Annotated in this window: 15 protein-coding genes and 1 pseudogene; 6 read left to right on the top strand and 10 right to left on the bottom strand. The window is 68.3% G+C overall.

Going from position 1 to position 11,260, the window contains the following annotated elements:
• The 6 genes and pseudogenes from AC1DU6_RS10390 to AC1DU6_RS10365 form a co-directional block, all read right to left on the bottom strand.
• Nucleotides 1-338 (bottom strand): annotated as a pseudogene (locus AC1DU6_RS10390) (hypothetical protein); the annotation flags it as partial.
• Nucleotides 339-466: 128 nt separating this feature from the next.
• The gene (locus tag AC1DU6_RS10385; RefSeq protein ID WP_457321723.1) at nt 467-1,348 is read right to left on the bottom strand and encodes a DUF2145 domain-containing protein; all 882 of its coding nucleotides are present in this window, start codon (nt 1,346-1,348) and stop codon (nt 467-469) included.
• Nucleotides 1,345-1,779 (bottom strand): hypothetical protein, encoded by a 435-nt coding sequence (locus tag AC1DU6_RS10380; RefSeq protein ID WP_477857047.1) that lies wholly within the window; start codon nt 1,777-1,779, stop codon nt 1,345-1,347. Before AC1DU6_RS10380 ends, AC1DU6_RS10385 begins: the two co-directional genes overlap by 4 nt.
• A gap of 45 nt (nt 1,780-1,824) precedes the next feature.
• Entirely contained in the window at nt 1,825-2,235 is a 411-nt protein-coding gene (gene cueR, locus AC1DU6_RS10375) for a Cu(I)-responsive transcriptional regulator (RefSeq protein ID WP_457321738.1), read from the bottom strand.
• 8 nt (nt 2,236-2,243) lie between these two features.
• Nucleotides 2,244-4,439 (bottom strand): heavy metal translocating P-type ATPase, encoded by a 2,196-nt coding sequence (locus tag AC1DU6_RS10370; RefSeq protein WP_477857045.1) that lies wholly within the window; start codon nt 4,437-4,439, stop codon nt 2,244-2,246.
• 59 nt (nt 4,440-4,498) lie between these two features.
• Nucleotides 4,499-5,383, bottom strand: a complete 885-nt coding sequence (locus AC1DU6_RS10365) for a LysR family transcriptional regulator (RefSeq protein ID WP_056201009.1) — start codon at nt 5,381-5,383, stop codon at nt 4,499-4,501.
• 78 nt (nt 5,384-5,461) lie between these two features.
• On the opposite strand from AC1DU6_RS10365, the gene AC1DU6_RS10360 reads away from it, so the two are divergent.
• The 6 genes from AC1DU6_RS10360 to AC1DU6_RS10335 all read left to right on the top strand — a co-directional run bounded on the left by AC1DU6_RS10360 (nt 5,462) and on the right by AC1DU6_RS10335 (nt 9,307).
• A complete protein-coding gene (locus AC1DU6_RS10360) occupies nt 5,462-5,872 on the top strand; it encodes a DoxX family protein (RefSeq protein WP_056201006.1) in 411 nt (136 codons plus the stop codon).
• Nucleotides 5,869-6,582 carry a glutathione S-transferase family protein gene (locus AC1DU6_RS10355; protein WP_457321717.1) on the top strand — a complete coding sequence of 238 codons (714 nt, stop codon included), beginning with the start codon at nt 5,869-5,871 and terminating at the stop codon, nt 6,580-6,582. Before AC1DU6_RS10360 ends, AC1DU6_RS10355 begins: the two co-directional genes overlap by 4 nt.
• Nucleotides 6,583-6,752: 170 nt before the next feature.
• Nucleotides 6,753-6,962 carry a hypothetical protein gene (locus AC1DU6_RS10350; protein WP_082532848.1) on the top strand — a complete coding sequence of 70 codons (210 nt, stop codon included), beginning with the start codon at nt 6,753-6,755 and terminating at the stop codon, nt 6,960-6,962.
• A gap of 108 nt (nt 6,963-7,070) precedes the next feature.
• Entirely contained in the window at nt 7,071-7,421 is a 351-nt protein-coding gene (locus tag AC1DU6_RS10345; protein WP_457321716.1) for an RNA recognition motif domain-containing protein, read from the top strand.
• A gap of 99 nt (nt 7,422-7,520) precedes the next feature.
• Nucleotides 7,521-8,684, top strand: coding sequence for a serine hydrolase domain-containing protein (locus AC1DU6_RS10340; RefSeq protein ID WP_457321714.1), 1,164 nt, complete (start codon nt 7,521-7,523; stop codon nt 8,682-8,684).
• Nucleotides 8,685-8,914: 230 nt separating this feature from the next.
• A complete protein-coding gene (locus AC1DU6_RS10335; protein WP_457321712.1) occupies nt 8,915-9,307 on the top strand; it encodes a hypothetical protein in 393 nt (130 codons plus the stop codon).
• Between the two features lie 36 nt (nt 9,308-9,343).
• Here the strand turns inward: AC1DU6_RS10335 and AC1DU6_RS10330 are convergent, their stop codons facing one another.
• The 4 genes from AC1DU6_RS10330 to AC1DU6_RS10315 all read right to left on the bottom strand — a co-directional run.
• Nucleotides 9,344-9,898: a PH domain-containing protein gene (locus AC1DU6_RS10330; RefSeq protein ID WP_056201351.1), complete on the bottom strand. Its 555-nt coding sequence runs from the start codon at nt 9,896-9,898 to the stop codon at nt 9,344-9,346.
• A 29-nt stretch (nt 9,899-9,927) separates the two neighbouring features.
• Nucleotides 9,928-10,176 carry a hypothetical protein gene (locus AC1DU6_RS10325; RefSeq protein ID WP_082532847.1) on the bottom strand — a complete coding sequence of 83 codons (249 nt, stop codon included), beginning with the start codon at nt 10,174-10,176 and terminating at the stop codon, nt 9,928-9,930.
• Nucleotides 10,177-10,391: 215 nt separating this feature from the next.
• Nucleotides 10,392-10,766 carry a GFA family protein gene (locus AC1DU6_RS10320; RefSeq protein WP_457321708.1) on the bottom strand — a complete coding sequence of 125 codons (375 nt, stop codon included), beginning with the start codon at nt 10,764-10,766 and terminating at the stop codon, nt 10,392-10,394.
• A 63-nt stretch (nt 10,767-10,829) separates the two neighbouring features.
• Nucleotides 10,830-11,260, bottom strand: a 431-nt coding sequence (locus AC1DU6_RS10315; protein WP_477857040.1) for a carboxymuconolactone decarboxylase family protein, incomplete at its 5' end; no start/stop codon positions are given.

The raw sequence follows: 11,260 nt of genomic DNA, 5'->3' as shown, positions 1-11,260 counted from the left end.
CCATAGCGCTCCATGGCCGCCTGGGCCGCGGCGCAGATCCTGGGGTGGCGGGCCAGCGACAAATACTCCTGCGACGAGAAATTCAGCCCCGCATGGCGCTGACCATCCAGCAGCGTCAGCTCGGCGGTGGCGCCCGGCCGCCCGCCCAGGCGCTTGGCGTACGGAAAGACACCGTGCGCCACGCGGTTCTCGGCCCAGGCGTGGAAGGCCTGGGCCTTGGCGGCCAGGTCGGCGCCGGGTTGCGTCAGGTAGTCGAAGGACGAGCCGCGCAGCTCGGCCCCGTCGGTGAAGTCCTCCCTCGCCGTGGTCTCCACGGCCCGTTCCATCAGTTCGTCCATTGCGGCCCCCAAAAGAAACTCGTTGTTGTGGGGGCGGACTGTGCGCAGCGCGGGTGCGCTACGCATCCTCATTTTTGGTGGGTCTGGTCAGCTCCCCACGCAAAGGGGTGTCGGTTCTGCTGGCGGATTCATTTCAAGGCCATGACGCGGTCGCCCGCCTGCGGCACACAGTCCGCCGCCAGCGCGGCGCCGCCCTCGCGTTGCACGACGCCCTGCGGCCCATGGCAGAACTCGATGCGCCGCGCCGTGGGCCAGCGCTGCAGCGCGAAGGCTTCGAGGCTGTCGGGCAGGCTGGTCTTCACGGCGCTGGCGCGCAGCTGCTCCCGGGGCTGGTCGTCGAAATGCAGCCAGGGCATGAAGTGGCCGGCCATCAGCAGCCAGCCGGAAACCCGTACAGGCTCTGGCGCATAGCCCTCGCGTTGCAGCCAGGCCTGGGCGTCCGCTCGCGCATGGGTGCCACCCACGGCGGCGGCGAGCAACTCGGCCACCCACTGGTTGCAGTTCTGGTATTGCGTGCTGAAGGGATAGGCATTGGCGCTGTAGTTGGCGTTCAGTAGGCCCAGCGCTACGGGCTTGTCCAGTGCCGTGGCGGCCAGCGGCGCGGCGGCCTCGGCCGGCAGCAGCAGCAGGCTCACATAGCCCACGTCGGCATCGTCGCTGCCCGAGATGAAGCCGGCCAGGCCCTGGTCGAAGAGCCGGGGCGCGCCTTCGGCACAGGCGTAGTAGAGCTGGCGCACGGCCCAGGGCGTATCCAGACCGTCGGCCAGCGCGATGCCGGCATGGGAGTAGCGCAGACCGAAGCGCGACAGATCGGTGCCCGAGCGCGAGATCAGCGCGGCCGGGCTGCCCGACTCGGCCAGCGCCTGGCGGACGACGGCCGCGAAGCGCAGCAGCCTGTCCTGCTGCGCGGCCGTGATGTCGTGCTTGGAATCGCAGCCCCGGGGCGGTAGGCCAGCCTCGGCGATGGCCGCCGTCAGCAGCAGCGCGGCCGTGACGGCGGTTCGGATCAAGGCTTGACGACGCGAGTCGCCAGCTCGCGTTGCCAGGCGTCTTCCAGCACGAGGAAGAAGGCGGTGCCGGTGTCGGCATGCGCGAAGGCGACGCCGTAGGCCTGGGGCGTGGCCTGCACCTCGTCGCCGACGTTGACGGCCCGCGCCGCCAGCGCCTGCTGGGGCAGCGTCAGCTCGACGGGCGCGGCGCCGTCGCGCTCCAGCTTCAGGCGCAGCTTGCCGGCGGTGTCCGCCCGTGCCACCTCGGTGACGCGGTAGCGGCCTTCGGCGCGGCGTTCGTCGCCGCTGCTGCTGTTGGACGATCCCTTGAAGGAGTCCGACACGCTGCCCGACGCGGACGAGCCGGCATCGGCGGCCGAAGAGGCGGTGGTGGACGAGGCGTGGGCAGCCTGTGCGGCCAGGGCCAGGGCGGCGAGAAGGATGAGGCGCATCGTGGGCTCGCGTTGGTGGAAATGGCCAACGATAGCGCGGATGCGTCAGCGCTTTGTTAACGCCTCGGAGCCGGCCTCCAGCGTGTCGAGGATGGGGCAGTCGGGCCGCTCGTCGCCGTGGCAGCTTTGCACGAGCTGCTGCAGTGTCTCCTTCACGGCCTGCAGCTCGGCAAGCTTGATGTCCACCTCGGCCAGGTGTTCCTGCGCCAGCGCGCGAACTTCACGGCTGGGCCGATCCCGGTCCTGCCAAAGGCCGAGCAGTGCGCGGATCTGCGCCAGCGAGAAGCCGAGGTCGCGCGAGTGGCGGATGAAGCGCAGCAAATGAACCTCGCGCTCGCCATAGATGCGGTAGCCGGAGTCGCTGCGCACCGGTTGAGCGAATAGGCCGATGCTTTCGTAGTGCCGGATCATCTTGGCCGACACGCCCGAGGCCTGGGCGGCAGCACCAATGTTCATGCCGATGTTCATCGCCGCTCCTGCATCGCCGTGCCGCGCCAGCGCTTGAGCGTCAGGGCATTGGCGACGACGCTGACGCTGCTGAAGGCCATGGCCGCGCCGGCGATGACGGGGCTGAGCAACCCAAAGGCCGCGAGCGGGATGCCGACGACGTTGTAGGCAAAGGCCCAGAACAGGCCCTGGCGGATCTTGGCGTAGGTGCGGCGCGACACATCCAGTGCGTCGGCGACGAGGCGCGGGTCGCCGCGCATCAGCGTGACACCGGCCGCTTCGGTGGCCACGTCGGCACCGCCGGCCATCGCAAAGCCGACCGACGCTGCCGCCAGCGCCGGCGCGTCGTTGATGCCGTCACCGACAAAGGCGACGACTGCGCCGCCCTCGCGCAGCTGCTGCACGACCGCAGCCTTGTCGGCGGGCAGCACTTCGGCGTGGACCTCGGTGATGCCGAGGGCCTGCGCGACGCCGGCCGCCGCGCCGTGGCTGTCACCGGTCAGCATGACGGTGCGGATGCCGCGGGCCTGCAACTGGGCGACGGCCTCGGCTGCCGTGTCCTTGACGCGGTCGCCAAAGGCCAGCAGGCCGAGCAGGCGCTGCTCGGTGCCGCCTTCGACCAGCCAGGAGACTGTCTGGCCCTCGGCCTCCAGCCGCCGCGCCTCGCCGGCCAGCGCGCCGCCGTCGACACCCAGTTCCTGCGCCAGCCGCGCGCTGCCAAGGGCGACCCTGCGACCCTGGACGACGCCCTCGACACCACGGCCCGGCAGCGCCTGTGCGCCTTCGACCGCCAGCGCCGCCAAGCCCTGGGCCGCGGCGAGCACGGCCAGGGCCAGCGGGTGGCTGCTGGTGCGCTGCAGCGCGGCGGCGAGTTGCAGCAGTTCCTCGCGGTGTATGCCTTCGGCAGGCAGGGCGGCGGTCAGCGTCGGCTGGCCCACCGTCAGCGTGCCCGTCTTGTCGAAGGCGACGATGGTGACGGCGTGCGCCAGCTCCAGCGCTTCGGCGTCCTTGATCAGGATGCCCTGGCGCGCCGCGACGCCGGTACCGGCCATCAGCGTCGTCGGCGTGGCCAGGCCCAGGGCGCAGGGGCAGGCGATGACGAGGACGGCCACCGCGTTGACCAGGGCCTGCTCGGCGTTGCCCGAGTGCATGAGCCAGCCCGCAAAGGTCAGCGCCGCGAGGGCCAGCACGACCGGCACGAAGACGGCGCTGACGCGGTCGACGACGCGCTGGATGGGCGCTTTGGCCGCCTGTGCCGACTCGACCATGCGGATGATGCGCGCCAGCGTCGTCTCGGCGCCGATGGCGGTGGTGCGCACGGTCAGCGCGCCTTCGGCATTGATGGCCCCGCCGGTCACGCGCTCGCCCGGCGACTTGGCCACCGGCAGGCTCTCGCCGGTGATCAGCGATTCGTCCACGTGGCTGTGGCCCGTGGCGATCTCGCCGTCCACCGGGATGCGGTCGCCGGGGCGCACGGCAACGAGGTCGCCGACGCGGACCTCGGCCACCGGCACCTCCGTTTCGGTATCGCCGCGCAGCACGCGCGCGGTCGCGGGCCGCAGCGCATTCAGTGCGCGGATGGCGTCCGTCGTCTGGCGCTTGGCGCGTTGCTCGAGGAACTTGCCGAGCAGCACCAGCGTGATGACTGCGGCCGAGGCTTCGAAGTAGAGATGCGCATGGCCGGGATGGCGCAGCAGCAGATAGACCGACAGGCCGTAGGCCGCCGAAGTGCCGAGGGCCACCAGCAGGTCCATATTGCCGCTGCCGGCCCGCAGCGCGCCCCAGCCCGCGCGGTAGAAGCGCGCGCCGAGCACGAACTGCACCGGCGTGGCCAGCAGCAGTTGCAGCCAGCCGGGCAGCACCACGCCCAGCAGCATGGGCAGCATCAGCGGCAGGCTCAGCAAGGCGCCCAACGCGACCGGCCACCAGGCGGGCAGGCCGCCATGGGCTTCGGGCGCGGGCGGCGCGCAGGCCTCGACGAGGGTGGCCGGGTAGCCTGCCTTGCCCAGGGCCGCCATCAGCGCAGCGACGGGCACATTGGGCAGGGCCTGGATGCTGGCCTTTTCGGTCGCCAGGTTGACGCTGGCCCGCAGCACGCCAGGCACGGCCTGCAGGGCCTTTTCGACGCGGCGCACGCAGGACGCGCAGCTCATGCCGCTGACCTGCAGCGTCACGTCGTTCAGTGCGGTGGCGGGGGCGGTGGTGCTGTTCATGCCGGTATCGTCAAGCTTCCCATCATGGCAAGGTCAAGCGCTTTCTGCTTTGACGCGGCTCAATCCAGCACCAGCGCCTCGGCCAGGTGGCTCCAGACCGTCTGCACACGCTGCAGATGGCGAGTCTCGGGGTGGGTCAGCAGCCAGAGATCGGTCTCGGCCTCGTCCAGCGGCTCGGTCAGCCGGCGCAGTTCTCGCTTCGGCTCGGCCAGGAAGAGGGGCAGCACGCCCACGCCCAGGCCCTGCGCCACCAGCTCAGCCACGCTCTGCACGCTGCCGGTGCGAAACGCCGGCTGCAGCGCCGGGAAGTGCTTCTGTCGCCAGCGCACCGAGGGGTGCTCGGGCAGGCCGTCGTCGGGTGCGACCCAGGCCGCGTCGCCGGCCTCGACCTGGTCCCAGTGCTTGATGGGGCTTGAGCGTGCCGCATAGAGGGCGACGCGGATGGGGCCGATACGGCGGCCGATCAGGTGGGGCGGCGGTTTGCTGGTGGCGCGCAGTGCGATGTCGGCATCACGCCGCGTCAGGCTCGCCAGCTCGTTGCCGGTGTGCAGCTCGAACTGCAGCCGGGGCTGCGCCTGGTGCAGGGCCGCCAACGCCGGTGCGAGCAGGCCGTGCAGCAGCGTGTCGGTCGTCGTCAGGCGCACGGTACCGGCGGCCTGGCCGGGCTGGGCCTGGGCGGCGGCGCGGGCCGCTTCCAGCGCGGCTTCCACCTGCTCCGCCTGGGCGGCCAGGGTGCGTGCCAGCTCGCCGGCCTTGTAGCCGCGCCGGCCGCGCTCGAACAGCGCCTGGCCCAATCCGCGCTCCAGGCGCTGCAGCATCCGGAACACGGTCGACGCGTTGACGCCCAGCCGCTCGCCGGCCGCGGCCAGCGTGCCCGCGCGGTGCAGGGCCAGCACCAGGGCGAGGTCGGTGGGGGCGAGTTCGTATTGCATAGCTGCAATCAGAGTTGGCTTGGTTGCGTATTTTCATGCGCCAGATGCCTACCTACATTGGTTGCATCTCAACAATCCCTGGAGATCTCCATGGCACCCTCGACCTCACTCGGCCTGCTGTTGCTGCGCCTGTCCCTCGGCTTCATGTACCTCGCCCATGCGGGGCTGAAGCTATTTGTCTTCACCTTGCCGGGCACGGCGCAGTTCTTCGTCGGCCAGGGTCTGCCGGGCGCGCTGGCCTACGTGGTGTTCGCGGCCGAGGCCATCGGCGGCGCACTGCTGCTGCTCGGCGTCTACCCGCGCCAGCTCGCGCTGGCCCTCACACCCATCCTGCTGGGCGCGGCCTGGGTGCATGCGTCCAATGGCTGGGTCTTCAATGCCGCAGGCGGCGGCTGGGAGTACCCGGTCTTCCTGGCCGCGATGTCTGTCGTGCTGTGGCTGGCCGGCGATGGCGCTGCCGCCCTCAAGCGTAGCCAGCGGTTCACCTGGCGTGCGGCATGACTGCGCTGACATTGATCAGCCACGCGCTTTGCCCTTATGTGCAACGCGCCGCCATCGTGCTCAAGGAGAAGAGCGTGGCCTTCGAACGCCTGGACGTGGACCTCGCCAACAAGCCGGACTGGTTCCTGCACCTGTCGCCGCTGGGCAAAACGCCGGTGCTGTGCGTTGGCCGCGAGGCGCTTTTCGAGTCTGCCGTCATCTGCGAATACCTGGACGAGACGCGGCCGCCGCGCCTGCATCCGCAAGACCCGCTGGCGCGGGCCCGCGAGCGGGCCTGGATGGAGTTTGGCTCCGCCGTGCTGAGCGGCATCGCCGTGCTCTACAGCGCGGCGGACGATGCGTCGCTGGAACGGGCCTATGCCGCTCTGCGTCTGCGCTTCGAGCAGGTGGAGGCGGTTCTTGGCGACGGCCCCTGGTTCGCCGGCCGGCGCTTCGGCCTGGTCGACGCGGTCTTCGGCCCGGTGTTCCGCTACTTCGAGGTCATCCCGCCCGAGGGCCTGTTCGACGGCCTGCCGCGGGTGCAGGCTTGGCGCGTGGCCCTGGCAGGGCGGCCCTCGGTGCGCGAGGCCGTCGCGCCTGGCTATGCGCAAAGGCTGCGCGACTTCCTGCTCGAACGCGGCTGCGCGCTGGCACGGCGTCTATGCACGGACGCGACCAATTCAATACCAAAAGAAATAACGATTCGTCCAAATATTCAAAAAAAGATATAATCCTGGGCTGCCGTGGTAATGCCTTCCTGACGGCTTGTCCACGGCCACAAAAGGCCGCGGTTCGCGACCTTCGACACTTCTTGGCCGGCAACCGAGCCAAAAAGCACTCCCGCCGGGCGACTCAAGCCGGGCAACCCTGACTGAACAAGATTTCGAACAACGCCATCTCCATGGGCAAGTACGTCGTTTCGCCCGCGACACACCCGACCGACTGTGGCCGCTTTCGCGCCTCGTTCTCGGTTCACCGGGCCCAAGGCAACGACAGTTGCCGTCGTGTGTTCCGCTTCGACACGACCTTTGCCTCACGCGAAGCTGCCCGGCTGTTCGCCGTCACCCAGGGCTGGCTGCAGGCGTGCATGCCAACCCACCCCGGATGCTGACGATCTGGCTCCGCCAGTTCCCGCCGACATCCCACCCGCTGCGGACCCCCGATTCGCAGATCCGCATCCGCATCCTCGCGATGCGTCAATCCTCAGAAAGGCTCGTCCATGAGCAACAAAATTTACGTGGGTAACCTGCCCTATTCCGTGACCGATTCCAGCCTGAAAAGCAACTTTGCCGAGTTCGGCGGCGTTTCCTCGGCCAAGGTCATGATGGACCGGGAAACCGGCAGTTCCAAGGGCTTCGGGTTTGTGGAAATGGCTTCGGCCGACGTCGCCCAGGCCGCCATTGCCGCCCTGAACGGCATGTCTGTCGATGGCCGCGCCATCGTCGTGAGCCTGGCTCGCCCCCGCGAAGCGAACAAGGATTCGAGCGGCTACAGCGCAGCCGGGTACACCGCAGCGAAGCGTCCCGATGTCGGCTACGGCACGGGCGGCTTCGGCGGTGGTCGCTACTGAACCCAGCGGCGCCCTGTGAATGACCGGCTCTTCTGAGCCGGTTTTTTTTCGCCTCGCGCGAGACGGCCGAACGGTGCAAGCTCTGGCCACAATGGCCTGATGAGCCGCCGCCGATTTGTCCTTCTCGCTAGCTTCGTCTGGACGTTTGCCGCCGCCGAGCCGGCCTACTTTCCGCCCCGTGGCGACTGGCAGCGCGCCGAGCCGGCCGCGATGGGCGTCGACGCCGCCAGGCTGGCCGAAGCCGTCGCCTATGCCCAAGCGCATGAGAACCCCGCGCCGCGCGACCAGGCCCTCTACCTCGCCCAGAGCTTCGGCAAGAACGAACCCTATTTCGGGGGCCAGATCGGTCCCACGCGCGAGCACGCCGCAGCCAACGGCCTGGTCATCTACCGCGGCAAGCTGGTGGCCGAGTGGGGCGACACGCGGCGCGTTGACATGTCGCACAGCATCACCAAGACCTTTTTGTCGACGGTCGTGGGCGTGGCCTGGCAGCAGGGTTTGATCAAGAGCACCGACGAGCGCGTGGCCGACGCCATGCCGCCCGGTGTCGACCTGTTCGCCACGCCGCATAACGCGCCCATCACCTGGGAGCACCTGCTGCGCCAGACCAGCGATTGGCAGGGCACGCTGTGGGGCAAGCCCGACTGGGCCGATCGCCCCGTGGGCAAGACGCCCGAGGACTGGCCGAACCGCCCGCTGTATGAGCCGGGCACGCACTACAAGTACAACGATGTGCGCGTGAACGTGCTGGCCCTGGCCGCCTTGCAGGTCTGGCGCCGGCCGCTGCCCGAGGTGCTGCGCGAGCAGGTCATGGACCCGATTGGCGCGTCCAGCCGCTGGCGCTGGCACGGCTACGAGAACAGCTGGGTGGAACTGGACGGCCAACGCATGCAGTCGGTTTCCGGCGGCGGCCACTGGGGCGGCGGCATGTTCATCGACGCCTGGGACATGGCGCGCTTCGGCTATCTCCACTTGCGCCAGGGTGAGTGGGCCGGTCGCCAGCTCATTTCGCGCGACTGGATCGCCAAGGCCCGCCAGCCCGGGCCGGACAACGCCGAGTACGGCTACTGCAACTGGTTCCTCAACACTGGCCGCAACGCCCTGCCTGCGGCGCCCGAGAGCAGCGTGACCTTCCGCGGCAATGGCCAGAACATCATCTACGTCGACTGGGAGAACGATGTCGTGGCCGTCGTGCGCTGGATCGACAACGGGCCGGCCCTGAACGAATTCATTGGCCGGCTGCTGGCGGCGGTGAAGCGCTGAAAGGCGCTGGAGAAGGGTTCAGATCTTCAGCTGGAAAAACGCCGCCTGCAGCCCGGTCACGCCACCCACGCGCTGGTCGTTGATGAAGATCTGCGGCACCTGGCGCACAGACGGGCCGCACTTTTCGAAGAAGGCCATGCGCTGCTCGTCGTCGTCGATCTTGAGCTGTATGGCCGAGGTCTAAAGGGCGTCGTTAGCATCAGGCTCTTGCGTCCCGAAGGAGAAGTTCCATGACCCAGCGCCGATCCGATGTCGTCCGTCTCGCCGCCGCCGCACTGCTGGCGCCCTGGACGCTGCGCGCTGTTGCTGCTGATGAGCCGCGCCGCAAGCCCGACCTGGGCGATGCCGCCGAAGGCACGTACGAGGGCGACGTGATCTCGGACTCCAAGGGCTCGTCCAGGAGTGGCGTGACCGTGACGGTGACGCGCATTGGCAAGAACCTCGTGCGGGTCACGTCCAGCTATCCGCGGCTGCCGGTGGTCGAGGTGTTGCTGACGCTGGCCATGGGCAAGATCCTGCAGGCGCGCGGCGATAGCGTGTTCCTGCTCGACCGCACGCAGTCACCCGCGAAGCTGGACGTCAGCTTTCTCAACGAGGTGAGCTGGTCGGGGCTGCGGCGCTGACATGAGCAGCTGCGCTCGACGGGCCCGCCAGGAGTCCTATCTCACAGCGCTCTGAGCACTGCGGATGGTTTCGTACACGCTCTTCGCATTGAGGATGAGGTCAAAACTCGGACCAAGGTTCTGTTCCGCCCCAGGCCAACCACGCATGCCGCCGAACATGGCCGCCATGGGATGCTGAGCACCAAACGTGATGGTGCCCTCGCCTGACCTGGCCTCAGACAAGGACAGATCAGTGAGCGTACGGAGGCTGAGCGATTTCACCTTCCGCGCGAACACGCCCGAGACGATGATGACCCTCTCTGAAGTAACGGCGTAGTAGGTATTTGCGCGCTGGCGCGCCTCGACAAAGAACCTGCCGACCACGAAGTACACGCCGACGAGGACGAACGGAATACCCCACAGCACAAAGAATGCTGGCGTGTTTGGCGCCCTGAGTGCAGAGGCTTCCCAGAAGACCGCGAACCCGCACCACAGCAAGCTAAAGGGGATGGTGAAGGCATCCGACCCGCGGACGACCACGCCTTGCCGGGGCTGCCCCCACCAGAGGGGCTTTTCACTGGGCGAGAGCTCCCGCTGAACTTCTTCGTTCATGGAGTCCATGGCAGGTGAGGATCGGTCATTCATCTGTCGCCCCAACGCCAGCGTGGTGGCTCGCCTTTGAGCCAGCACACGGCGACAAGCCCCAGGCAGACCGCGACGGTATACGCGATGAATAACAGATGCCCTAGCTGCCCACGGAAGATCGCGCCCAGAGAGAGCAGCGCCGCAAAGGCGGACAAGACCACCCAGCCTTGCCAGGTGTTCGGGACACCCCAGCCCCAGCCATAGCGCTTGGCTGGGAACCAGTAGTCATCTGCTCTATTCGGCATGGTCGATGCTGGCCCACGTGCCGGTGTGCCATCTGTGACGGAGATGCCAATCTAGGGCTTCCGGCATTAGGTTCTCATAAGGGTTCGAAGCTGGGGCGACAAGAATGCGTCAAGGACGGCATTCACCTGGGCCATTCACACCCAGCACTTTCGCCAGCCTTGCGGGAAGCAGTCCCGCACCGATGCCCGGTAGTGGCCGCGAGGCGCATCAGCCATCAATCCACGAACGTCCAGCTGTCCGCCCCATCAAACCGCCGCACCTGCACGTCCTGCAGCAGCCGTGGCTCGAAGTTGTTCAGGTTCACGCCGTGCCGGGCACCGGCTTCGGCGACAAGGGGCTCCCAATGCGTCGAGCAACCGCAATGGGCGCAGCGAATATTGCGCAGCGTCTTGTCACCCCAGACGTACTCGGCCGTGTGTTCGGGATGCCCTTCGACCTTCACCGTGCCGAGCTCGTAGTAGGCCCACAGGCCGCCAAGGCGGCGGCAGATCGAGCAATTGCACTTCGTCGCCTTCTCGGGCGCAAAGGGCAAGGTAAGGCGAACGGCGCCGCAGTGGCAGGCGCCTTGGAGCAGAGGGTCAGGTGTCATAGGCTTGTCCATGGCACCTGACGATAGCTGCGTTCGGCGGYGTGGGCGAGACCCCAGCGATAGCTATCGATAGCTGTCCGGAGCCGGCCTTGCCAGGGCCGCCAGCATCGCCACGCCGGTGTAGTGGCCAACCAGCTGCGTGATCTCGATCAGCGCGGCCTCGTCGAAATGGCGGCGCAGCCTGGCCCAGGTCGCGTCGTCGACGTCCAGGTGCTGGACGAGACCATCGACCAGCTGGAACACGGCCGCCAGCTCGGGCGTCCACAGCGCTGCATCGGGCTTGGCCTCGCGTAGGTCGGCGATCTGCGCATCGCTCAGGCCCATGCGGCGCGAGATCGTCTGCTCGTGCAGGTTGAACTCGTAGGCGCAGCGTGCCATGGCACAGGTGCGCAGGATGACGGCCTCGCGCAGCATGGGTGCCAGGCGCTTGCGGTCCGCCAGGCCGGTGGGACCGAGGAAGCCGGTGTCCACCATCTCCTTGAACAGCTCGCCGT

The organism is Roseateles sp. P5_B10 (genome assembly GCF_056400485.1).
The sequence above is the reverse complement of the archived record's forward strand: the minus strand, read 5'-3'. Positions and strand labels throughout refer to the sequence as shown.